Source organism: Microbulbifer maximicatervae (SeqCode) (genome assembly GCF_052467065.1).
The window spans coordinates 3,020,122-3,042,453 of the sequence record NZ_CP174299.1; the positions used below are offsets into that span (position 1 = coordinate 3,020,122).

The 22,332-nt window shown below is 49.0% G+C and carries 31 protein-coding genes; 20 read left to right on the top strand and 11 right to left on the bottom strand.

Features of this window, described 5'->3' with window-relative positions; all coding sequences use genetic code 11:
• The first annotated feature begins 109 nt into the window (after positions 1–109).
• On the top strand, positions 110–1,381 hold the full coding sequence (locus ACJJI1_RS13350) for an AmpG family muropeptide MFS transporter (RefSeq protein ID WP_444956951.1): 1,272 nt from the start codon (positions 110–112) through the stop codon (positions 1,379–1,381).
• A gap of 20 nt (positions 1,382–1,401) precedes the next feature.
• Here ACJJI1_RS13350 and ACJJI1_RS13355 read toward each other — a convergent pair whose 3' ends face one another.
• On the bottom strand, positions 1,402–1,707 hold the full coding sequence (locus tag ACJJI1_RS13355; RefSeq protein ID WP_413664717.1) for an MGMT family protein: 306 nt from the start codon (positions 1,705–1,707) through the stop codon (positions 1,402–1,404).
• A gap of 241 nt (positions 1,708–1,948) precedes the next feature.
• On the opposite strand from ACJJI1_RS13355, the gene ACJJI1_RS13360 reads away from it, so the two are divergent.
• Entirely contained in the window at positions 1,949–2,980 is a 1,032-nt protein-coding gene (locus tag ACJJI1_RS13360) for a DUF481 domain-containing protein (RefSeq protein ID WP_444906128.1), read from the top strand.
• Positions 2,981–3,064: 84 nt separating this feature from the next.
• Positions 3,065–3,826, top strand: coding sequence for an SDR family oxidoreductase (locus ACJJI1_RS13365; protein ID WP_413664719.1), 762 nt, complete (start codon positions 3,065–3,067; stop codon positions 3,824–3,826).
• A gap of 90 nt (positions 3,827–3,916) precedes the next feature.
• Here ACJJI1_RS13365 and cfa read toward each other — a convergent pair whose 3' ends face one another.
• Positions 3,917–5,065, bottom strand: a complete 1,149-nt coding sequence (gene cfa / locus ACJJI1_RS13370; RefSeq protein WP_444916332.1) for a cyclopropane fatty acyl phospholipid synthase — start codon at positions 5,063–5,065, stop codon at positions 3,917–3,919.
• 144 nt (positions 5,066–5,209) lie between these two features.
• Between cfa and ACJJI1_RS13375 the strand changes: the two genes are divergently transcribed.
• From ACJJI1_RS13375 to ACJJI1_RS13405, 7 genes are all read left to right on the top strand, one after another.
• Positions 5,210–5,695, top strand: a complete 486-nt coding sequence (locus tag ACJJI1_RS13375; RefSeq protein WP_444894877.1) for an FxsA family protein — start codon at positions 5,210–5,212, stop codon at positions 5,693–5,695.
• Positions 5,696–5,910: 215 nt separating this feature from the next.
• Positions 5,911–6,204, top strand: coding sequence for a co-chaperone GroES (locus tag ACJJI1_RS13380; protein WP_020412315.1), 294 nt, complete (start codon positions 5,911–5,913; stop codon positions 6,202–6,204).
• Positions 6,205–6,252: 48 nt separating this feature from the next.
• Positions 6,253–7,893, top strand: coding sequence for a chaperonin GroEL (gene groL, locus ACJJI1_RS13385; protein WP_108732154.1), 1,641 nt, complete (start codon positions 6,253–6,255; stop codon positions 7,891–7,893).
• A 129-nt stretch (positions 7,894–8,022) separates the two neighbouring features.
• Positions 8,023–8,478 (top strand): hypothetical protein, encoded by a 456-nt coding sequence (locus ACJJI1_RS13390; RefSeq protein ID WP_444956952.1) that lies wholly within the window; start codon positions 8,023–8,025, stop codon positions 8,476–8,478.
• 63 nt (positions 8,479–8,541) lie between these two features.
• Complete coding sequence (gene ybiA, locus ACJJI1_RS13395) at positions 8,542–9,033, top strand: riboflavin biosynthesis intermediates N-glycosidase (RefSeq protein WP_444912305.1); 492 nt, start codon at positions 8,542–8,544, stop codon at positions 9,031–9,033.
• Between the two features lie 121 nt (positions 9,034–9,154).
• Positions 9,155–9,778, top strand: a complete 624-nt coding sequence (locus ACJJI1_RS13400; RefSeq protein ID WP_444956953.1) for a hypothetical protein — start codon at positions 9,155–9,157, stop codon at positions 9,776–9,778.
• Between the two features lie 33 nt (positions 9,779–9,811).
• A complete protein-coding gene (locus ACJJI1_RS13405) occupies positions 9,812–10,228 on the top strand; it encodes a PaaI family thioesterase (protein ID WP_444956954.1) in 417 nt (138 codons plus the stop codon).
• Positions 10,229–10,492: 264 nt separating this feature from the next.
• Here ACJJI1_RS13405 and ACJJI1_RS13410 read toward each other — a convergent pair whose 3' ends face one another.
• The 3 genes from ACJJI1_RS13410 to ACJJI1_RS13420 form a co-directional block, all read right to left on the bottom strand.
• Positions 10,493–10,744, bottom strand: a complete 252-nt coding sequence (locus tag ACJJI1_RS13410) for a replication initiator protein A (RefSeq protein WP_444956955.1) — start codon at positions 10,742–10,744, stop codon at positions 10,493–10,495.
• Between the two features lie 276 nt (positions 10,745–11,020).
• Positions 11,021–11,362 (bottom strand): type II toxin-antitoxin system RelB family anti-toxin transcriptional regulator, encoded by a 342-nt coding sequence (locus ACJJI1_RS13415; protein WP_444956956.1) that lies wholly within the window; start codon positions 11,360–11,362, stop codon positions 11,021–11,023.
• A 120-nt stretch (positions 11,363–11,482) separates the two neighbouring features.
• A complete protein-coding gene (locus ACJJI1_RS13420; RefSeq protein ID WP_444956957.1) occupies positions 11,483–11,884 on the bottom strand; it encodes a type II toxin-antitoxin system RelE/ParE family toxin in 402 nt (133 codons plus the stop codon).
• A 17-nt stretch (positions 11,885–11,901) separates the two neighbouring features.
• Here ACJJI1_RS13420 and ACJJI1_RS13425 point away from each other — a divergent pair, with 17 nt between their 5' ends.
• The 3 genes from ACJJI1_RS13425 (at position 11,902) to ACJJI1_RS13435 (ending at position 12,706) form a co-directional block, all read left to right on the top strand.
• Positions 11,902–12,267, top strand: a complete 366-nt coding sequence (locus ACJJI1_RS13425; RefSeq protein WP_444956958.1) for a recombinase family protein — start codon at positions 11,902–11,904, stop codon at positions 12,265–12,267.
• A gap of 69 nt (positions 12,268–12,336) precedes the next feature.
• On the top strand, positions 12,337–12,531 hold the full coding sequence (locus ACJJI1_RS13430; RefSeq protein ID WP_444956959.1) for a recombinase family protein: 195 nt from the start codon (positions 12,337–12,339) through the stop codon (positions 12,529–12,531).
• Positions 12,532–12,580: 49 nt separating this feature from the next.
• A complete protein-coding gene (locus ACJJI1_RS13435) occupies positions 12,581–12,706 on the top strand; it encodes a hypothetical protein (protein WP_444956960.1) in 126 nt (41 codons plus the stop codon).
• 22 nt (positions 12,707–12,728) lie between these two features.
• On the opposite strand, the gene ACJJI1_RS13440 is transcribed toward ACJJI1_RS13435, so the two are convergent.
• A complete protein-coding gene (locus tag ACJJI1_RS13440) occupies positions 12,729–13,751 on the bottom strand; it encodes a DUF2806 domain-containing protein (protein WP_444956961.1) in 1,023 nt (340 codons plus the stop codon).
• A gap of 177 nt (positions 13,752–13,928) precedes the next feature.
• Entirely contained in the window at positions 13,929–14,069 is a 141-nt protein-coding gene (locus ACJJI1_RS13445; protein ID WP_444956962.1) for a hypothetical protein, read from the bottom strand.
• Between the two features lie 103 nt (positions 14,070–14,172).
• Here ACJJI1_RS13445 and ACJJI1_RS13450 point away from each other — a divergent pair, with 103 nt between their 5' ends.
• From ACJJI1_RS13450 to ACJJI1_RS13475, 6 genes are all read left to right on the top strand, one after another.
• Entirely contained in the window at positions 14,173–14,634 is a 462-nt protein-coding gene (locus ACJJI1_RS13450; RefSeq protein WP_444956963.1) for a hypothetical protein, read from the top strand.
• Positions 14,628–14,990: a hypothetical protein gene (locus tag ACJJI1_RS13455; RefSeq protein WP_444956964.1), complete on the top strand. Its 363-nt coding sequence runs from the start codon at positions 14,628–14,630 to the stop codon at positions 14,988–14,990. Before ACJJI1_RS13450 ends, ACJJI1_RS13455 begins: the two co-directional genes overlap by 7 nt.
• 20 nt (positions 14,991–15,010) lie before the next feature.
• Positions 15,011–15,289 carry a hypothetical protein gene (locus tag ACJJI1_RS13460; RefSeq protein ID WP_444956965.1) on the top strand — a complete coding sequence of 93 codons (279 nt, stop codon included), beginning with the start codon at positions 15,011–15,013 and terminating at the stop codon, positions 15,287–15,289.
• 162 nt (positions 15,290–15,451) lie between these two features.
• Complete coding sequence (locus ACJJI1_RS13465) at positions 15,452–16,063, top strand: hypothetical protein (protein ID WP_444956966.1); 612 nt, start codon at positions 15,452–15,454, stop codon at positions 16,061–16,063.
• A 157-nt stretch (positions 16,064–16,220) separates the two neighbouring features.
• Positions 16,221–16,994 carry an SDR family NAD(P)-dependent oxidoreductase gene (locus ACJJI1_RS13470; protein WP_444956967.1) on the top strand — a complete coding sequence of 258 codons (774 nt, stop codon included), beginning with the start codon at positions 16,221–16,223 and terminating at the stop codon, positions 16,992–16,994.
• Positions 16,995–17,012: 18 nt separating this feature from the next.
• Positions 17,013–18,011: an AraC family transcriptional regulator gene (locus tag ACJJI1_RS13475; protein WP_444956968.1), complete on the top strand. Its 999-nt coding sequence runs from the start codon at positions 17,013–17,015 to the stop codon at positions 18,009–18,011.
• A gap of 96 nt (positions 18,012–18,107) precedes the next feature.
• On the opposite strand, the gene ACJJI1_RS13480 is transcribed toward ACJJI1_RS13475, so the two are convergent.
• The 4 genes from ACJJI1_RS13480 to ACJJI1_RS13495 all read right to left on the bottom strand — a co-directional run bounded on the left by ACJJI1_RS13480 (position 18,108) and on the right by ACJJI1_RS13495 (position 21,050).
• Positions 18,108–18,413 carry a hypothetical protein gene (locus ACJJI1_RS13480; protein WP_444956969.1) on the bottom strand — a complete coding sequence of 102 codons (306 nt, stop codon included), beginning with the start codon at positions 18,411–18,413 and terminating at the stop codon, positions 18,108–18,110.
• Positions 18,414–18,562: 149 nt separating this feature from the next.
• Positions 18,563–20,008 carry a coniferyl aldehyde dehydrogenase gene (locus ACJJI1_RS13485; RefSeq protein WP_444956970.1) on the bottom strand — a complete coding sequence of 482 codons (1,446 nt, stop codon included), beginning with the start codon at positions 20,006–20,008 and terminating at the stop codon, positions 18,563–18,565.
• Between the two features lie 237 nt (positions 20,009–20,245).
• On the bottom strand, positions 20,246–20,512 hold the full coding sequence (locus ACJJI1_RS13490; RefSeq protein WP_282931601.1) for a PepSY domain-containing protein: 267 nt from the start codon (positions 20,510–20,512) through the stop codon (positions 20,246–20,248).
• 130 nt (positions 20,513–20,642) lie between these two features.
• The gene (locus ACJJI1_RS13495; protein WP_444926965.1) at positions 20,643–21,050 is read right to left on the bottom strand and encodes a hypothetical protein; all 408 of its coding nucleotides are present in this window, start codon (positions 21,048–21,050) and stop codon (positions 20,643–20,645) included.
• A 149-nt stretch (positions 21,051–21,199) separates the two neighbouring features.
• Here ACJJI1_RS13495 and ACJJI1_RS13500 point away from each other — a divergent pair, with 149 nt between their 5' ends.
• Positions 21,200–22,231, top strand: a complete 1,032-nt coding sequence (locus ACJJI1_RS13500) for a Fe(3+) ABC transporter substrate-binding protein (RefSeq protein WP_282931603.1) — start codon at positions 21,200–21,202, stop codon at positions 22,229–22,231.
• Positions 22,232–22,332 lie beyond the last annotated feature (101 nt).

A 22,332-nucleotide genomic window follows, 5' to 3' on the forward strand; every position in this document is an offset into this window, starting at 1 on the left:
GTGAAACCCACCCCTCCATAGACTCGCCCTTATGTTTGATTGTGTGTCTGTTGCCTGTCGGGTCGGGTATCACTGGTAGACGATGCTCAGCGAATAAAAGCGACAAACTATGGCCCACGAAACCATCCGGGAGGCGGTGTTTAATCGGCGTATGCTGATTTGTATTGGCACCGGGTTCTCTTCGGGGATGCCTCTTTTTGTATTGATACAGTTGGTGCCCGCTTGGCTGCGTACTGAAGGCGTGGATCTGGCCACTATCGGTATTTTTGCATTGCTCGGATTACCCTATACGTGGAAATTTATCTGGTCTCCATTGATGGAGCGCTACGCATTCCCGATGCTCGGCCGCCGGCGGGGCTGGATGCTGGTAATGCAGCTGTTACTGATTATTTCCATTGGCGTCCTGGGGATGTTCAGTCCCCAGTTTGATATCTGGTCAATTGCTGCAATTTGCTTTGCCGTGGCTTTTTTTAGCGCCAGCCAGGATATAGTCCTGGATGCTTTTCGACGAGAGATTCTGCCGGACCAGGAGTTGGGCCTGGGCAATTCCTTCCATGCCAACGCCTATCGTATTTCCGGCTTGATTCCGGGATCCCTCAGCTTGATCCTGTCGGATCACCTGGCCTGGGACCAGGTGTTTATGATTACTGCGGCCTTTATGTTGATTGCCGTCTTTATGACCTTGATGGTGGCTGAGCCAGACCATCCAGCAGGTCGCCCGAAATCTTTGCGCGAGGCCATAGTTTTACCCTTCGTCGAATTCTTTAATCGCAATGGCGTAAAACAGGCGGTGCTTGTACTGGCCTTTATGTTTTTGTACAAGCTTGGCGATAGCATGGCTACGGCACTGGCGACGCCCTATTACCTGGATATGGGATATTCCAATACGGATATCGGCATAGTGGCAAAGAATGCCGGTCTGTGGCCTGCGGTAATTGGCGGTTTCTTTGGCGGCTTGTTAATTGTGAAGATCGGGATTAATAAGTGCCTATGGATTTTCGGGGTAGTACAGCTGGTTTCAATTTTCGGGTTTATGATTTTGTCTGAAGTGAATGGTGAGCTGGTGGGCACACCAGATTTCAATCCTAGCCTCTGGCTATTGGCGATAGTAATTGCCTTTGAGTATCTCGGGGTGGGGTTGGGGACAGCGGTGTTTATTGCATTTATCGCCCGAACTACCAGCAAGTTGCACACCGCCACTCAATTTGCCTTGTTTACAGCATTGACCTCGCTCCCGCGCACCTTCGCCAATGCCTCCACCGGTTATTTGGTGGAGGGAATGGGGTGGACACATTTCTTTCTCCTGTGTGCCGTTCTGGCGGTGCCTGGAATGATCCTGTTATTTTGGGTCGCGCCCTGGGGGGCTGATGAGGTAGCGTAGTTTTCTGTATGCGATTGGGGCTAAGGTTTCCAGCGGTATTTGCCCATATCCACTCGCCCTTTCAGCAGTATGACCCCCTCTCTTTCCAGTCTTTCACGCTGGCGGCTGGCGCCGGGTTCCGGCAGGGAAATGCGCCCCTGGGCGTTGATCACCCGGTGCCAGGGTAGCTTGGTACCCCGGGGTAATTTACGCAGGGTCTGACCTGCAAGTCTCGCAGCGCGTGGGTAGCCGGCCATCTCAGCCAAGTCCCCGTAGGTGACAACCCGCCCTTTGGGGATCGCCGCCAAGGCTTGGCATATTCTTTCCAGGGAGTTCTGTTTTTCCATAAAAAGCTCTAAATATCGGCGAATTACGCCAACTGGGCGCAATTTTTTACTTTGTAATCTCCTGAAAATGAGATTTTTATTCGCCATTTATGGATACTTTACCAGCTCGCAAGGTCACAGTCCCCAGGGCGCGAAAGCCTCCGCTGTGACGGCGTGCCACATGATTCTAGTTATGGCATCATGGTGCGATTGTTGAGGCTGTTTGCACCGTTCATACACCTAAAAAGTCCAAGGTTTCTTAGTGGTTTTATCGACACGACTTCCCAAGCTCTTTGCTCGAACTCTCTTGTTTCTTGTGCCATTCCAGGCCCATGCCGGTGTGCTGACCCTGGAAAATGGCGATCGTATTCAGGGCGAGTTGGTGCTGGTAGAGAAGGATCAGGTCACTTGGAAGTCAGAGACTTTTGGTGAAGTTAAAGTCGACAAATCCAAAGTTGTGTCGATGGATGTCGATACCGATATCAAAATTGCCGGCAGGGATGAACCCTGTACCTTGGCTGGCCACCGCCAGGAGCGCTGGGAAGTGTACTGCGCTGAAGGGCGCGGTTGGCTGATCGACTTCCCCGGTATTGAGCGGGCAGAACCCTACAGCACATTTACCACCAGTCCGGTGTTATTCAGCGGTAATGTTACCGCCGGAGGCGTATTCGAGAGCGGAAACCGTGAGCGTGAAGACCTCGATGCCAATATTAACTTGGATATCCGCCATGGAGATTTTAACCACCTGATGGGGGCGGTTTACCAGAATCAGGAGAGTGAAGAAGACGGTGACCTGGAAAAATACCAGCTCAATTATGATCTCCGCTGGATCTTTGCTGAGAAGTGGTTTGCCGCGGCTAACAGTGAGTTGGAAAGGGAAGAGGCTCAGAACTTAGACCTGGGAACTACGCTCGGTCTCGGTATGGGTTATCTGTTTTACGATACCAGTAAAACCACTTTTTCCCTCGAAGGTGGTGTGAGTAGCCTGCACGAGAGTTTTATCGACGAAGAGTTGAGTGAAGACCAGGATGAGCGCTATGTCGCCGGTCGAATTGCACTTAACTACCGCTACAAGTTTTCCCTTGGGCCGGAAATTTATTTCGACCAGGAGACCTTACAATCCTTTGATCACAGTAACGACTACGAAGCTAACGCCAAGCTGGGTGTGCGCACACCGCTGGTTGAAGGCGTGCTGATGGAGATCGGTTACGAGTGGCAGTACGACAATACGCCCTCCCTGGAAAGTGAAAAAGAAGATACCAAAGTGACCGTTGGTGTCGGTTACGAATGGTAATTCCCCCTCGAGCCTGCATAGGGCAGGTTCGAAGGCAGTCATAAACGATAAATCTAAAAAACGAGCGACGACGAGGAGTTCAATATGCAAATCGCTGACAGTATTGTTGCGATTACCGGTGCGGGCCAGGGGTTGGGCCGAGCCATGGCCGAGTATCTGGCTGCGCGAGGCGCCCGCCTGGCCCTGATCGATGTTAATGAGGAAGGCCTGAAAGACAGCGTTGCAGCTTGTGAAAAGCTTGGTGCAGAGGCTCGCAGCTACTTGATCAATGTTGCCGATGAGGAAGCGGTGGACTCCGGCTTTGCGAAAATCGCAGCAGACTTTGGCGGACTCCAGGTTCTGGTTAATAACGCCGGCATTATGCGCGATGGCATGTTGCTCAAGTGTAAAGACGGCAAAGTGACAGATCGCATGTCCCTGGCACAGTGGCAGTCTGTGATCGATGTGAACCTTACCGGTGTATTCCTTTGTGGCCGTGCTGCAGCGGGCATTATGGCGGAAAGCGGCAAGGGTGGGGTGATGGTCAATATCTCCAGTTTGTCCCGTGCGGGCAATATGGGGCAGACCAACTACTCCGCCAGTAAAGCGGGTGTTGCAGCGATGACGGTATCCTGGGCACGCGAACTGGCGCGCTACGGCGTGCGTGTTGCCGGGATTGCCCCGGGCTTTATCGGCACCGATATGGTTGCGCAAATGCGCCCTGAGATTCTTGAGAGTCTGGTAAAACAAGTGCCCCTGCGCAGGTTGGGTGAGCAGGATGAGATCGCCTCGACAGTAGCGTTTATTCTGGAGAACGACTACGTCACCGGTCGAGTGATAGATATTGATGGCGGAGCGCGCTTGTAAGCTTCCCTCTTTCCCAGCATAAAAAGGGTGAACTGAGTTCACCCTTTTTTGATTCTGTAATTAGTTTCTGGATCTACAGCAAATAGTACTTTAACTCAAACGCGTAACACCATCGGCGCGGAACTTCGAATACATTAGCTGCCATAGCTGAAGTGTGCGCCCCCGGAATGCACCGGCGTAAGATAGTAGATAGTAGCGCCACATCCTGTAGAAGCGCTGGCCGTAGCGATCGGCAAAGCGCGGCCAGTTTTTCTCAAAGTTTTCATGCCAGGCCATCAGGGTTTTATCGTAGTAGTATCCAAAGTTGTGCAGGTCTTCGCACACTAGCAAGCGATCGGTCGCGTCGCCCAGCTGTCCTACGGAAGGTAGCTCACCACCTGGGAATATATATTTTTCTGTCCACAAGTCCGTAGATGCGGTGCGCTGGTTGTTGCCGATCGTATGTAACATCATCAACCCATCTTTGTTCAGACAGCGCGCTGCTGTTTCCATAAATGTTCGGTAGTTCTTGCGGCCGACATGCTCAAACATCCCTACGCTGGCAATGCGGTCGAAGGGTTCTTTGAGTTCTCGATAGTCCTGAAGGCGGACAGTAATTGGCAGTTCACCATAGCGCTCTGTCACATAGGCTTTTTGCTCTCGGGAAATCGTAATTCCAACACACTCCACTTGATACTTTTGCGCGGCATAGCTAACCAGACTGCCCCAGCCACAGCCAATATCCAGCAAGCGCATCCCGGGTTTCAATTCCAGCTTGCGGCAAATCAGGTCCAGCTTGGCTTCCTGGGCTTGGTCGAGGGTTTCAGCCTCTTTCCAATAGCCGCAGCTGTACGTAAGCCGATTGTCGAGCATGGCACTATAGAATTCGTTGCCCAGGTCGTAGTGTTGCTCTCCCACATTAAACGAGCGGTTCTTGCTTTGTAGATTCACCAGATAGCTGCGTGTGGCGCGCCAAAAGTAGCGCCAGTTCTTGATGCTGTGATGAATTTCAGCACTGAGTAGCCGGTGGAAGAATTGATCCAGGTCTTGGACATCCCAATCGCCGCGCATATAGGACTCACCCAGGCCCAAGCTGTGCCGGGCGATGACCTCATCAAGGGCTGCTTCCCGATGGAGTTGCAGGTCCCAGGGCCTTTCCCCGTTAATTTGAATGTCCGCTTTCGCCAATATATCGTCCACTAAGTGGCGACTGCGTCCGATGGCTGGCACTTCTATAGCATCCTGTTGCTCGCTTGCCATTCAATCCTTCCTCTCTCCAGTTACTGTGGGGTGGAATAAGGCGCCCTTGAATAATTTGCCTCCCCACTCCATTTACTACAGCATATTGAAAAAACCATGATCGTCCCGGCTCTCAGCGAAGCTGGTTAACTAGGAATTTCCGCAATGCGCCCATTATTACTTCTATTTATAGCCCTACCTGTACTCGAAATGTGGGTGTTGATTGCCGTAGGGAGTGAAATTGGCGCCCTGCCAACGATCGGCCTGGTCATTTTGACCGCAGTAGTAGGAGTGACACTGCTTCGCCGCCAGGGAATCTCTACCCTGATGCGGGCCCAGGAGAAGATGCAGGCTGGAAATATTCCCGCCAAAGAGATGGTTGAGGGGATATTCCTCGCGGTGGGTGGTGTGCTGTTGCTCACCCCGGGCTTTATCACTGATTTCTTCGGTTTTATTTGCCTGATTCCCGGGCTCAGAAACCTGTTGCTCGGTTTTATCCTTCGCCACGTCAAAGTGGTTCCCCCGCAGAATTTTAACCAGTCGCCAAATCACAAGCGTGGCGATGACATTATCGAGGGGGAGTATTCGAAAGATGAGAAGCGCCCCGGAGAGAATCAACACTCCGTTGAAGATAAGCGTCCCAAGCCTTAATTAGATCAAAAAGTGGACAAAATGCCCATCGTGAGAATTTGCTTTGCAGTTTTTTCACCTGATGGTGTTGAAATCCTTATTCCCGCCCATAGATAGGGTTCAACTGAGAATTAAGCCCCGCCTCTGAGGATCAGAGAGGGGTGAGGTTACCGGCCCAAAGGGCCAGTGCCGCCCATGTTGGAAACCATTAAAACGACTCAATGGAGAACTTATCCATGAAAATTCGTCCTTTACACGACCGCGTCGTAGTACGCCGTAAGGAAGAAGAAGCGATGTCAGCTGGCGGTATCGTGCTGCCAGGCGCTGCCAAAGAAAAGCCGAACCAAGGTGAAGTGGTAGCCGTGGGTGAGGGCAAGCAGCTGGACAATGGCGACGTTCGCGCACTGTCTGTGAAGGTAGGTGACACTGTTGTTTTCGGTCGCTATGCCGACAGCAATACCCTCAAGGTGGAAGGCGAAGAGCTGATCATCATGAGCGAAGGTGACATCTACGGCGTGTTGGAAGGCTAAGGCCAGCCTTTAACTTTACTCGCAAAAAGAATTTGAGGAATAAGAATCATGGCAGCTAAAGACGTAATTTTTGGTGACGACGCTCGTCAGAAAATGCTGAAAGGCGTAAACATCCTGGCAGACGCTGTAAAAACTACCCTGGGTCCTAAAGGCCGCAACGTAGTTCTGGACAAGTCCTTCGGCGCTCCTACCGTAACCAAAGACGGTGTTTCCGTAGCGAAAGAAATCGAGCTGAGCGACAAGTTCGAAAACATGGGCGCACAGATGGTTAAAGAAGTTGCTTCCAAAGCTTCTGACACCGCTGGTGACGGCACCACCACCGCTACCGTTCTGGCCCAGGCTATCGTAACCGAAGGTCTGAAATCCGTAGCCGCTGGCTTCAACCCAATGGACCTGAAGCGCGGTATCGACAAAGCGGTAACCGCAGCTGTTGACCACATTGCTGGCCTGTCCACTCCTTGTGCTGACACCAAGTCTATTGCTCAGGTAGGTACTATCTCCGCTAACAGCGACGAGAGCGTTGGTACCATCATTGCTGAAGCCATGGAAAAAGTTGGCAAAGAAGGCGTTATTACTGTTGAAGAAGGTTCCGGCCTGGAAAACGAGCTGGACGTAGTAGAAGGCATGCAGTTCGACCGCGGCTACCTGTCTCCTTACTTCATCACCAACCAAGAGAACATGACTGCCGAGCTGGACAATCCGTTCATCCTGCTGGTAGACAAGAAAATCTCCAACATCCGCGACCTGCTGCCCCTGCTGGAGCAAGTAGCTAAAGCTTCCAAGCCGCTGCTGATCATCGCTGAAGACGTAGAAGGCGAAGCACTGGCAACTCTGGTTGTTAACAGCATGCGCGGCATCGTTAAAGTTGCTGCTGTTAAAGCACCTGGTTTCGGCGACCGTCGTAAAGCCATGCTGCAGGACATCGCTATCCTGACTGGTGGCACCGTGATTTCTGAAGAAGTTGGCCTGGAGCTGGAAGGTACCACTCTGGAGCACCTGGGTACTGCTAAGCGCGTAACCCTGTCCAAAGAAAACACTGTAATCGTTGACGGCGCTGGCAATGTTAAAGACATCGAAGCTCGCGTTAGCCAGATCCGTGCACAGATCGAAGAGTCCTCTTCCGACTACGACAAAGAGAAGCTGCAAGAGCGCGTAGCCAAGCTGGCTGGCGGTGTTGCGGTAATCAAAGTAGGCGCCGCTACTGAAGTGGAAATGAAAGAGAAGAAAGCCCGCGTTGAAGACGCGCTGCACGCTACCCGCGCCGCAGTAGAGGAAGGCGTAGTACCTGGCGGTGGTACCGCTCTGGTTCGCGCTACCCAGGTTATCTCTGTAACTGGCGACAACGAAGACCAGAACCACGGCATCGCAGCAGCCCTGCGCGCTATGGAAATGCCTCTGCGTCAAATCGTTTCCAACGCTGGTGACGAAGCTTCCGTAGTTGTTGACAAGATCAAGCAAGGCGAAGGCAACTTCGGTTACAACGCTGCTACTGGTGAGTACGGCGATATGCTGGAAATGGGTATCCTGGACCCAGCTAAAGTAACCCGCTCTGCTCTGCAAGCGGCAGCTTCTATCGCTGGCCTGATGATCACCACCGAAGCCATGGTTGCAGAAATTCCGGAAGACAAGCCGGCTGCTCCTGACATGAGCGGTATGGGTGGCATGGGCGGTATGGGCGGCATGATGTAAGCCGGCCTTAAGTCTACCTAAAAGCCCCGCAGTTGCGGGGCTTTTTTTTGCCTTGTGGAAAGTGGTTTACTAGGATCTGCTTTTAGTTATCAATATAGTTTTCAATTTTATCTTTCGGGGTGTAGGCGAGTGACTGGTAGCGATAGGTTCTCTAGTATCAAGACGCTCTCTGGGATAAGTGAGTTGATTGAATACCACCGCCAATTTTCTCATGGTGAATATAAGCAATTACAGCAGGGGTTGACTGCGAGAAGCATGGATGAGAAATGGAACGGCTATTTTCATGATGGGCGTTTTTATCTTTGTCGAAGTTGGACGGGTGTTTGTATTTATGAACTTGACTTGGTGGAGACTGAAAGTGGTTGCTCTGCAGAAAATACGCGGGTTAACAGGGATCCGAGTCAATATCGAGAGACTGATAATCGCTATGATGTATTGTTGTTGGATTTCTTGATTTCAAATCTGATTCTGGGAGAGCCAAAGCCCTTCCCTAGGCGCTCAACCGATGATGTTCCTGGTGAAGTTGAGCAATACTCGGTTGCTGGAGTTAGGGTTACAGGGGGAGATATAGGGAAGAAACTTTAGTGCGATGGTAGATCGATTTACTTTCAGCTGATTAATTATGACTTACAGATGGTAAGAAATAGCATGAGAGAAACAGAGAAATACTATTTCTTCTGGAAGCACCAATTTGGACAGTGGACTAAGCGAGATATTACTGATCCAGATGGCGTTAAGTTTAATTGCTGTGAACAATATATGATGTATAAGAAAGCGATATTGTTCGGTGATTTAAAGACTTCAGAGAGAATTCTTGTAGAAACTGACCCAGAGGTTCAGCAGCGATTAGGGCGAAATGTTGTCGGGTATAACTCTAGTGTTTGGAACCTTCATAAGATTGGTATTGTTTGGTACGGTAATTACTTAAAATTTACTCAGCATATTGATTTGGCAGAGCGATTAATAGATACCGGTGATAAGACGTTGGTGGAAGCATCTCCTTATGATCTTGTGTGGGGCGTTGGTTGGAGTTCTGATTCTGTTGAAATTCTAGATGAGGCGAATTGGCGAGGGCAGAATTTGTTGGGTAAAGTCCTTATGTCCGTACGTTCTTCAATCCGCTTGGTGTTAGAATTCTGAGATGGTTTTTTCAGGTTGAAATTCTTCAATTTTTGTTAAGTTAGTGGTTTTAAATATATTAAGCATTTTTTATTGCTTTGTGGTGTAGGCTTTATATGAAAAATCGTTAAGGTTGGCCGCATTGGCAAAGGAAAGGCAGCAAGTAAAGAAAGAGGGGTATAAGAATATCGGTGATTTCCATAATGGAATTTATGATTGTGATTATGTCTCTCCTTATACGAAATCCGCTAATAATATCGACGCTTCTGTTATGGTTCTTTTACAGGATTGGCTGGGGGTAGATAAGTTATCCGGGCCTATTATCCAGGATGCTGTAGATCTCGGGCATATTCCCTCGTTGCCCACGAATAAAAGACTTAAGGATCTGCTGCAGCGGCATTTTGGCTTATCCCTTAGCGATATTTACGCAACTAATGTTTTTCCACTAATTAAGTATGGGAATTTAAGTGCAGATGTCCCAGCGAAAGATATGGTCTGGGTTGCTCAGAAATTTGCAGTTCCTCAGATTGAAGTGGTGGCACCAACAATTGTTATATGCTTGGGGTTGAAAACCTTTAATGCCATACGAAAAGCAGTTGGTCTAAAATCTTGTAAAAATTTAGCGGAAGCGCTGCAATCTTCATTCGATATTGCCGGTATCAGGGTTTGCTGTCAGGCCCATACCGGAGCCTTAGGCCAAAATAGTCGAGGGCGGGATCGAGTAGAGAAGGACTGGCAGGCGATGGTGAACTCGATTGAAGTTTAAGTAGCAAACATGGAATAGGCTTAGTGAGGAAATATGGACATCTACGAAATGGTAGAGTCAGGAGATCTGCCAGTACCTGAGTGTGCGAAAACTCTGGGATTTGAGTTAATAAGCTATTCACGTGAAAAAATGGAGATCAAAGCCCGATTTTTTGCCAGTGAGTCATTCTTAAACCCTGCGGGAACAATACAGGGTGGGTTTCTATGTGCAATGCTCGACGACGTAATGGGTCCTGCACTTGTATTTTTACTGAATATTGGTCAGTTTGCTCCGACACTAGAGCTAAAGACTCAATTTGTTCGCCCAGCTAAAGTGGGGCCAGTTGAGGGTGTTGGCAGAGTTGTATCTCGAGGTGGAACTGTCTGCTTTCTGGAAGGAGAGCTTCTTCAAGAGGGGAAACTTATTGCTAGGGCGACCGCTACGGCATTAATAAAGGGACAAAATTTATAAATCCTTGATGAAGGATGTGATGTTTTCTGAGGTAAAAATGTGCTTTGAGTAATTATATTGACCATACGCTCGCAAATGTTGCTCTCTATGATCTCGGCGTCATCCATTAGACCAAATACATCACAACGGCCAGTGATGTTGGTTTTAAAGGTGGTGCCGCGAAGGCGTGCCAAGGCATCATGTAAGTTTGCGTAGGATTTGCCCCCGTGTTGCCCGGAAAAAGTCATAGGCCGCAGTCTGCACACGGCGCGAAACTTCGCGGCCTCAGTTCATCCCCTCCACCACTTGGCCAATGCAATACATAAGAACGTCTTTGTCGTGCATGGTAGCGCGGCTGTCAGCGCTCGGCGTTACCTCTATCCAGTTATCGCCATTTTTATATACCCACTTGCGTGTGTCCCGGCGCTTGGATAGAGAGGATATAGGGTGCTCCATTGTCAGCATGTCACCCTTGGGCGCCACGTCGAGAATGCCGGCGATAAATAGCTCTAGCTGGTTCTTGTCATTGTTGGCCATGTTTAGGCTTCCGTGCTTCAAGTTCTAGAGCCTCAATACTTAGGCCCAATGCTGTCGCAACTTTCTGTTTAGGTTCGGGCCCCAAAGGACCGTTTTCCAACGCTGCTGCCACCTCACGCGGTACTTTCAGCTTGTTAGCGAATTCGGGTAACGTTATTCCCTTGTACCTCCTCCAGGCAGCTATCAGGGGTAGCCCGTTGTCGTAGTGCTCCGCTACCTCGCGTGGGTATCTGAGAAGCCAGTCTAAATCGTTCATCTTTGCTCGCTTCATTCGCTCTACGCTGTTTTATCTAGCAAGCAGGATATTCCTTTCTGTTTCACAAGGTGAAGCAGCATCGCGGCAGCCCCTTTTGGGGTTCTAGCACCACGCTCCCACTGTTGCACCAATGAAAGGCTAGTATTCAATACACGTGCGAATACAGGTTGACTAACGCCGTTATGTTCGCGAATAGCCTTTACATCCTGGGCCGAAAACTTTTCGATTTTTGGTATTGGTAGTTTGTCCATATCGGGGCGGCAGAGTTTCGTTATTTCCTCAAACTCCGCCTTATCCAACATATCGTCTTCGTGCATCCACTCTGCTGTGTTCTGCATTACTTCTAATAGTGACTTGGACATATTGTTTCTCGCTTTCTTTCGAGCGCGCCTTTGCGGTGCGCCACTCCTAGTTACATTTATCCGTATATAACGGCGCACCGTTGCAGTGCACCACGGTAGTTAAAAAATTTCGTTAATCCGTTAATCTTTCGCGGTTTCTTCCGCAGGAACCTTAATCTCAATCAAGTTCCCCTTTCTCGCTTGCTCCTCAATCACTTCGTCTGGCGCACGAATAAGACCGGCAGCCATTATTTCTAGCCCCCTTACTGCATCCTTGCTGATATTGTCATACTTCTTTTTAGAGTAGCCATAGAGGAAAAACACCCTGTCTCCCTCTTGGGATCTGAAAGCAACAACAGCCCTCGCTCCACCCCTCTTGCCTCGGCCATTCGCCTGAACTCTCTGTTTGTATATATTTTTGCCTATGTGACCGTCATGGGAGCCTTGTGCAAGTCGTGCTGCTGCTTCTCTGAGGGAATCTACGCTCATTCCCTCATCAACTGCAATTTGTGCAAAGTCCCCGGTCAAAAAAATGCGTGCCATAACCGCTAAATATCCTTATGTGTCCATTATTGTTCTTATTATGCCTTAAGTATAGCTCACTGAGTCACACCAAGGCAAAAAATATTGATTCTTTTAAGTACACCCAAACCCAAACCCAAACCCAAACTATAAAAACAGCTTGCGACCACTCAAAAGAGACAGCGTATAATGGGGCAACCCAAACGGGACTATTAGGGATAATTATATTTATTCGCGCCTACCTGCGAGCCTCGACCGAAGAGCAAAGCGCCAACCGCGCCCGCGATAGCCTAGACGCCTTTGTCGAACCTTACGGACAGCGCGTAGCCTCTTATTATGTCGAGAATCAAAGTGGCGCTATTCTGCAAAGGCCTGAACTAAACCGCCTGTTTTCCGATAGCTAACCCACTGACGCGCTGCTGGTGGAGCAAATCGACCGCCTAACCCGTTTAAGCAATAATGACTGGACTTAATTGAAAAGCCAGATACAAGCAAAAAAGTTGCGAATAGTCAGTCTTGATGTGCCCACCTCCTACCTGGCGCTGGATAGCGGGCGGGCCTCTAATTGTGACCAGTCAGTCGAGGGCGTATTGGAAGCTATAAACAATATGCTGATTGATTTAAAGGCCGCCATGGCGCGCAAGGATTATGAATCGAGACAGCACTGACAGCGGCAGGGTATGAGGCAGGCTAGCAGATAGAGAGCGACACGAACTGGTGCGCTATTTCCGTGAGGAGAAAGGGCTTAGTGTTGCGGAGACGGTCAGGGCCACCGGTTACAGTAAATCGCAAGTGTGCCGAATACAGGCCGAATATAGGAAGGAGCAAGCCGCCGAGAGCTAGGCGGCACTCTTACTCCGGGGATTTACGCGTGTGAGTGAGAGTTGGTCGTGATCTCTTGATTACTGATAGGTCTACCTTCTTGATTAAACCTTGTAAAGGTTACGCGATAACCCAGGTTGGTAATATTAGAACCAATAGCCAAAATGTAGTCCTCATCTACATCAACCGCACAAAGCTGAAGTATTTCCTGGCCAAGTTGAGTAATAAGATAAGCGTTAACCCGCAAGAGCTTATTTGCATCTCTATGTGTAATTAGTAAGCCCGTTTTGCTTGTCCTGATTCCCGTAGTGTAACTATTCGGGGTTGATGAAGGATAGCGTCTGTTAAGGTTTAAGGAGTCTACGCCACTTAGAATGCCAATCTCTTGGAGGAGGATTAATTGATCGAATTTTAGCCCTCCTTTCTCCAGGTGCTCCTTCATATCTCTGTGGATTACCCCTCCGAAAACAAATTTTGCGACGCTCTCAATAAGCTCAGCTTCTTTTTTAGACAACCCTTTTAGAAACTCTAAGGCCCTAATTGAGAAAGAGCCAGGCTGCTTAACCTCACCAGCCAATACTCGGCCCCATAGCTCTTGCAGCTGCTCAGCAGAAACCCTGCCGGCATAATCCCTCCAGCGGTGTAACCAATCCGAATCAATATCTTTATCGGAAGGCTCCTGGGTATCCCGGCTTAAAATACTCTCAGCCACCATAATGGCTTTAGTGGCATTAACTTCTTTGCGAAAGGAATCTGCAAGCTCAGCCGAGGCAACTGAGGCGGTCATTTCTTGGAGGTCTAGCGGCGGCTCTATCCGAGCAAGTGGGCCTTTTTCTTCTTTGGTGTGCTCTAGGAGTGCGGTGCTAGAGGGAAGTTGGACAGTAATATCCCCTGCCTTTATGTCTGCTACTTCTTTTTCTGCTTGAGCGAGAATCCGCATTTCGTCTGCTGTAGCTTTAGCCATGCGCCTTTTCTGCCAAGGCCCCAGTAATGCGGGAAACCCTTTATCAGCAAAGGAGTCCCACATTTTTATAAGCAGCTTTTCTCCAGGAATAATCGCATCCATATTAGTCCCTTATCACATTTCCTAATTCAATTGGCGCATGATTTCTTTGTAGATTCGGCAGTAATAGGAAAATTGTACCTGCTTGTGAGATGTCTTGGCTATACCTAAAAGCCACTTTTGTGGTCAATATGCAACTCTTGAGGTTGTAGAGGCAGGCAGTCGAGGAAAAGGTGTGTATTAATCCGCCAGTCCAGAGAAAGGCGTGTGATAAGGGAGCTTGGCGGAATCGCCCACAGCTTTGTCCCCAACTTCTGTGGATAACAGCAAGGCAGACAGAGAGGCTACAGGTGCTCCGCTGGAATTGATAATCCATGACACCCAATATATTCTTCGCCCCAATCGATAAGGATTTTCGATAGCATTTCAAGGAAGAAGGCTATGACCGGGCACCCGCAGCTTAATCAAATCAAAAACCGACGTAGTGAGCTATAGTGGTACCTTCTTTAACGTCGAAGTGAGCTACCACATTGTCTTTGGCGTGGATGGATATGTTGCCGGTCTCAAATTCTCTGATAGAAACAACAGCACCGACGCAGCCAAAGCGGTAAAAGTGAACCCGTTCGGCCTGGGGCGGCTTGTAGCCCAGTCGGCCATCAAAATGATCCTGCCCGATCTCGACAAGATATCTATCTTTGGATTCTATTTGCTAACGGATGACCTAGACACAAGACGGCGGCGCGGCTCAGAGTTTAAAAAGCGTGTATACACTGCTAAGGCCATTGATATACACAAGCACGTGAAGCACCGCCTCAAACATATATCGCGAATCGAAGTGGAAGGCGGCATGGGGTGGGCAATGAGTACAAAAGATTTTCCCAGCTACTCACAGTTTAAAGTCTTTGAAAGAGAGCTAGCCAAACAGCTGGAGGTAATACCATGCTGATTCGAATTGAAACCGGGGAGCTTATAGAAATTCCCGAAGAGCTGGGCGCACTGGTGCTTATTGATCCATTTTCTAGCAGCAGCGGCCAACCGGAATTCAGCGCAGAAGAAGTAAATGCCCTGGTTCACTCCATACTCGGCACCTACTTTGACTCCGAATTAAGCCGCGAGGAGAATATTAACAAGGTAAAAGAAATCTATGCTCAGTTTGAACCACCCAGCGCCGAGGCTTTAAGCATCGCCCGAAAATCTATTGAGGCTTACGTTAAGGAAATCGAATCGGCACAGGTAGGAATGATTGATGGCGAGCTGGTCGACCTTATGTTCATAGATAACACCAAGCAGCGCCTGGGATAAGCCAGCAAAGAGGAAGCACCGTGTCAGTTCTGGAAACTAGTTTGATAGCAGAAGCCCGGCGAGGGCTTAAATATATTCAAGAAGTCCTGGCCGGTGAATATGATGAGCTTGCGGAAAGGTACGCCGAGGCTGAGCAAGTACCCCTCCAGCAGGCGCGCCGCTTTTTAATGACCGCCCGCCTGAATGCCTTTTTACCTCTCGACAACCTAGCGGGGGACCCCGATTCTGGGTTGAGTGTCAACGCTCGCAAGCAAATGCAAGAGTATTCGCGCAAGGCTTATGCTTTAGCAGCGCTCTAAGGCCAATCCTTTTCAGGCGGTTGTGCCGCACCCCCTAGATTTCTTATATCTACACGCGTTGGTGGCTGCTAATGGGGGGAGGTCTTTAGCTTGCAATTTTTTTGGGTTCTTTACTGAACGACAAACCTAGCTTTCTAGTTTTTTGCAAAGCAGGACTTACGGATGTTGGCTATGGATGGGCTTCGAAAAAATATTTTGTGGGGCTGCATGGGTTTTTTTGTGATTACAGGTGTTGCTCTTGGTGGTTCTCCATTTTTCTTATCCTTGTTTCCAAACTCAGTAACAGATAGGGAATATTTTTTATATATAGATCTTGATGATATTAGAGAAGATACCATGATCTCCCTAGATTGGTCGTGGTATCGTTTAATTATTGTTAAGCCAAGAGATGAAGTTCTACAGCAACTTGATATTTTAGTTGAACCTGAAAAATATGGAAAGCAGCCACCTAAAGCTCAGGACCGACTAGATCATGAAATAAAAGTGTTTATGCTTCAAGTGAACTCTGAGGATGGTGTACCTAGGCTAGCCGAGCGTGATTACTATCGCTCGATAATCCCATGTTCTGAATTTACGTATTTGTCAGAGGGTGTTTCTATTGAGGGGCAGGACTTGGCTGGGGCGCTACAGTGTGTTGAGAGTGAGTGGGAGAGTTGGGAGGAGTATATGATCTTTGACCTCAATGGTAGGAGTCAATCCTGGTACATTGCTGACCTAGATGTTCCCAGCTACTCCGTCGAGGACAATACCTTAATTATTGGTAAGAGGAAGTAGGGGTAAAACCTTTTTCTTTTAAATAATTTGACTCTAAGACCGACACTCTACTAATCAATGATGTCACGATTGGATAGTCACTTGGCATCATCGGATTCTTAGTTGGCGCCTTCTGATCATATACTGATTTCAAGATTAACGCTTGGGAGACAGATAGATGGAAACGGCACTTATTACTGGGGCCTCTGGTGGCATCGGCCTTGAGCTGGCCAGGATACATGCATCTAAGGGTGGCAACTTGGTTCTGATTGCCCGGTCTGAAGGGAAGCTTTCAGCACTCAAACAGCAGCTGGAGAAGGAGTTTGGTATCCAGGCAATGGTTATTGCCGAAGACCTTTCTGACCCCATGTCCGCGCAGAGAATTTTTGAGCGAACCCAAAGTGAAGGTGTGGAGATTGGCACCCTAATCAACAATGCGGGTTTTGGTGGTCATGGTCTTTTCCATCAAAGGGATTTGGAAGCTGAGCAGGGTATGATGCAGGTGAATATGGTTTCCCTTACCAATCTCACCCACCTGTATTTAAAGGGGATGGTTGGCCGCAATAGTGGGCATATTCTTAATGTTTCATCTACAGCCTCTTTTATTCCCGGCCCTTTACAGGCGGTTTACTACGCAACTAAAGCCTATGTAACTTCATTTAGCCAGGCACTGGCGGAAGAGTTGAAAGGCACAGGTGTAACAGTAACGGCTTTGTGCCCCGGTGCTGTTGCAACAGGGTTTGTGGCCGCTGGTGATCTTCAGGGTGTCGATATTTGGAAAAATGCCCGTTCGGCTGAGTCTGTTGCCAGATGTGGCTATCAGGCAATGGAGCGGGGAGATCTGGTTGCTTTTAATGAGACACGGCTCAAGTTGTTTCTGAATTGGATAATGCCTTTACTGCCCCGTAAAATGGTACTGAAGTTTTCCCGTCAGACGATGGAAAAGTCTTAATTGCAGGCAGGTCCGGTAATGATCAAACGTGCAGCGAAATTCCTGGTACCTCCCAGCTGGAAGTTGATATTACACGATATGAATATCGATACAGCGCTGGCTCTTGCCTATGCCGGGTTACCTGCGGATCTGTTACAGCGGGAGGCTGTGACACTCACTCCGGTGGAATACTTCCGTTTTTGGTGTGGTATTGATCGGGCCTCTAAAGATCGGCCACTACCACTTTTACTGGCGGAGCACCTTTCGGCTGAGTCATTTGACCCTCCCATATTTGCGAGCTTGTGCAGTGCAAATCTGAATCAAGCTCTACTGCGGATACAGCAATACAAACCATTGATCGGCCCCATGGAATTGCACTTGGATATTACTGATGAGTACACCAAGCTCAATTTAGAGTGCTATGGAAGTGATGGGAATATCCCTGAAGCTTTGGGCCTGAGCGAATTAATTTTCTATATCCGCCTGGCTCGGTTGGGAAGCCGGGAGGAAATTCAACCATTGGAATTGGCACTACCGCAGCTGCCTGAAGATCAAACGCCTTATCGGGAGTTTTTTGGTTGTTCAATTAAGCAGTCAGACCGGGTGAGAATTTGTTTCTCAGCGCAAGAGGCACAAAAGCCATTTCTGACTGCCAATGCCCCTATGTGGGATTTCTTTGAAGGTAAATTGAGCCAACAGCTCAAGGATCTGGATAGCGAAGCCACAATGGGAGAGCGGGTAGGTTCAGTATTGATGGAGTTACTACCGGCCGGTGAGAGTTCTGTCGAAGCGGTGTCTGAACGCTTGGCTATCAGTAAAAGGACTTTGCAGCGGAAACTGGGGGAGGAAAATCAATCCTTCCAGACAGTATTGCAGGGAGTTAGATCAAGTTTGGCTGATCACTACCTCGCCAAATCCAGCCTTCATCTGGGGGAGATTTCTTTTATGCTGGGATTTAAAGAGCCCAATTCATTTATTCGGGCCTACCGGGGCTGGAAAGGAATGACACCATTGCAATACCGGGACTCTATTCACTGAATCGATCCCTTAGTTAAAAACCAATGTTTGCATATCACTGTAAATTTTTGTGACCAGTTTGGACTTAGAGGTTTAGTTTTAACATTTAAACAGCGATTAATTGGCTGGTCGGTCAGCAATAATTATTCCGTTGTCCGGATTCACTTCCAGAGCCCTCAATTCTTCTCCGTAGACCGCCTGGATTTTCCATCTTCCGCCCACAAATTCGATATGCGTGATGGGGTTGAACCCTAGACCATGCAGTTTCGCTTTAATAGTGGATAAGTCCAAGGCAATGACCGAAGGTTCTGCTCCGTAAAGGTCGGGGCTGTCGTAGATGGGGGCGGGTTTATTGGGGTCGAGGCCGGGGGGGATTGGGTTAGTGAGATTGCCAACCAAAGCTATGGCGGTAAGAAAAATCATCTACGGCTCCATACTGCAAACAAGCCATAGTATTAGTTTGGACTAGGGATTATCGCAGTGCCAGCGGGCTGTAGTGATTTCGATCTGACCTGAGCGCGATTATAGCAGTGGATGGCCCGGCTACAGGATGTAGCCGGGCCATAAAAATACTAGCGGGTAAGTTTTAGCATAAAGTCGATAACACGAGTTGAGAGTTTGCCATAGGGAGGCCGCAGTAATTTTAATAGATCGATTGGGCCCTGATAGAAGATGGGGCGAAGTTTAGAGAAGGTCAGAAATCCCTCGTAGCCATGGTAGTGACCCATACCGCTTTCACCAACGCCGCCAAATGGAATATCGTGCTGGCCAACGTGCAGTACACAATTGTTTACCGACACGCCCCCAGACATTACTTTGTTGATATATAAATCTTGTAAGGTTTTGTCGTGAGTGTAAGGGTAAATCGCCAGGGGTCTGGGGCGAGCATTAATATAATCAATAACTTCCTCTGGCTTGGAGTAAGTGATAATCGGCAATAGAGGGCCAAAAATCTCACGCTGCATTGCCAGCATCTCGCCGTTTACGTTGGTCAGGATATGTGGAGGGAATTTTCGCAGTTTATTGTCCCTATCCAATTTGCCAGCACTTAAATCTATGGTATTAGCACCCTTAGCCTTGGCGTCATCCAGGGTTGCCCAGATTCTCTGGTAAGATGTGTCGTCGATAATAGAAGTGTAATCCTGGCCATCTAAGTTGGGGTAGCGCTTCTGAACATAATGTTTTGCGTGCTCGATAAACTCTTCGAGATGCTCCTCCGGCAAGAAAAGATAATCCACGTTGACACAGATCTGCCCGGCGTTTACCAGCTTCCAGTAAATTAGTTGCTCGGCGGCTTTCTTAACCGGGTAATCGGGGCCAACAATTGCCGGTGATTTACCTCCAAGCTCCAATGTGACTGGAGTCAGGTTTTCTGCGGCGGAGCGCATTACTGCACGACCGGTATTACTGGAGCCAGTAAAGATTAAGTGATCGAATTTAAGGCTGGAAAATACTGGGCCTATTTCATCGGCATCAGGAATAAAAACCAGCTTTTCTTCCGGGAAGTATTGTTCACAGACTTTACTGAGTAATTCTGCAAGGTGCTTGGAATTGGTGGACATCTTGACCATCGCCTGATTGCCTGCGGCGAAAATATTGGTCAGTGGTGAAAAGCTTAAGTTTATTGGGAAGTTCCACGGCACTATGACGCCAATTACCCCCAGAGGTTGTGGGACCACACGATTTTTAGAGAGAGGATAGGATTTAAAATCCGTATGGCGCCCTCTGGGTTTCATCCACCTCTTTAAACGCTTGATAGTCTCTTTAATGCCGGAGAGCGCTGGGTAGATATCGTAGAGCAGTATCTCTTCCCGGGCTCGATTGCCGTAGTCGTTACTGATCGCCTGGATAATGGGTTCCTGCTGTTCACGCAGGAGTTGGGCAAGGGTTTTAAGATCCTGCACACGTTGCTGATAGCTGGGAGCCGGGTCGGCCAGGTAGGCGCTGCGCTGTTTGTCCAGATAGTTTTGCAGTACCGCTTTGTCTGCATCCTGCCGGGTCAGGGTTTGTGTTGTCATTTTATTATCCTGTGGCGTTGATCTCAGAAAGACTAAACGAAATTGAATCGGAGTGATTGACCAATCCGGTAAATTCCTTTGATGATCGGATAACAAATTTTATCTGGGGTATGGCCAAGTTTGTTTTGCCATCGCAATTTATGGCGCGGATTACATCGCAATGTTCAAGCAGAATAGGTTAGGGCCGGCTTTGGCAGCCGGCCCTGGCAGGATAGCTCGGAATGAGGACGCTAATCCTTAATCGTTGTCCGGTTTTTCCGACAAAACTTCCGCAGAGTTGGGGTCTACGTGCAAGTCGTACTTCTGGTCACCCTTATAGGCTTCAATCTTCCACTTACCCTTGTCCAGATCGACCTCAACAATTGGGGTGTAGCCCTGCTGTTCCAATTTGGTCAATACGGTGGAAAGGGCCATAGCTCCGGGTGGGGGCTTTTCTTTGGCGAGTGCATAGGGTAGTGCTGTTGCGGCGATAAAGGCCAGCAACAACTTGCTGATAGGCTGCATGGTGCTATTACCTCGCTGTCTATTTGCTAAATCGCAGTATCCTATGAATCAAATCTTCCCTTAACCGAGCGATCGGTATTTCCAAACTGTAAAATAAAAACTGATGCGTCTGCGTTTGGTCTCCAGACACTTATAACGGGTTTTGTGGACTGCCCTCGGCAAGATGCTTCTGGATAGCCTCGCACCACTCCATTCCTCCGGGTTTGAGACCGTTGGTATTGGCTCCGCTGAGCCGGGTGATGGCTGTGAACCACTCCTCACTACCGGTAGTTGGCATGCCGGATGGGTATAGTTTCGCCATATCGCCATTTTGCTGGGCAAGCACTTGCTGTTGAACCCAGGCAAACCATTCCGGGGTGCATATAGCTGCAGCTTTCTTTTCCGCTTCCGCTCCATTGCCCGGTGGGGCAATGGGCTCCTTCATGGCGCTGGTAGCCGACTCATCTGCAGGAGGGGTTGCAGGTGACTTGGAGTCCTTCGGGCCCCCACAGCTGCAGAGGACAAAGATCAGTGCTATTAAAGGGCCAAAGCGGTACATAGGACCTCTATGGGTGGCGGTATCAAGCCTAAGCATAGGAGGAAATTGACGACTTTGCCTTATCGCCTTAGGTCATATGTATTTTTATTGACATTGCCATTAAATCAAATGAGAATGTTTCTCGTTTAATCCAAGGGTGATCTACGATAATGTCTACCAGAGCTCTATTTCAAAAAGTGCTGGCTGTAGCCGGCTTGTTGGGTGCTGTGGGTGCCAGTGCGGCCGAGCAGGTAAATATCTACTCCTACCGACAGCCTTTCCTTATAGAGCCGATCTTAAAGGAGTTCACCGAAAAAACCGGTATTGAGGCCAAAGTGGTCTACGCCAGCAAAGGCTTGAACGAGCGTTTGCAAAGGGAAGGGCGCAATAGCCCCGCTGACCTGGTCCTGACTTCCAATACCAGCAGCCTGATGGATCTGCTTAATAAGCAGCTGACCCAACCGGTAAGCAGTGAAATTCTGGAAGACAATATCCCATCACAATTTCGTGATAAGGCCGGCAACTGGTTCGGCCTGACCACCCGGGCGCGTTTGATCTACGCCTCCAAAGACCGCGTTAAGCCCGGTGAAATTACTCGCTACGAAGAGTTGGTAGACCCTAAGTGGAAGGGCCGAATCTGTACTCGTAGCGGCAAGCATCCCTACACCCTGTCCCTGATCGCCTCCATGATCGCCCATCACGGTGAAGCAGAAACCAAAGAGTGGCTGCAAGGTGTGAAAGCGAATCTGGCGCGTAAGCCCCAGGGTAATGACCGCGCTCAGGTTAAAGCGATTAGCGAAGGTGTCTGCGACCTTTCCCTGGGTAACAGCTACTACTTCGGTAAAATGATTACCAATAAGGAGCAGCCGGAGCAGGTGGATTGGGCCAAGTCTGTAAATCTGGTCTTCCCTAACCAGAAAGATCGCGGTACCCATATGTTTATTTCCGGTGCGGCGCTGACCAAGCATGCCCCCAACCGTGAAAATGCCGTTAAGCTGCTGGAATTCCTCAGCGGCGCCGATGCTCAATACTCTTACGCTGAGAAAAACTTTGAGTTCCCGGTACGCCCTGGCACTGCCCGCTCTGAGTTGATTAAGGAGTATATGGGTGAGTTTAAAGAAGACGATCTGAGTCTCACGGAGATCGGTTCCTACGTTCCAGCGGCTTCCCGTATGGTTGATGAAGTACGCTTTGACTTTTAGAATGGTTAACTGAATGGGAATTGCTGCCGAGTAAATTGACAGCACTATCTCAGCCTTATTCGAACGGCCCTGTCGAGAGACCAGGGCCGTTCTTTTATAAT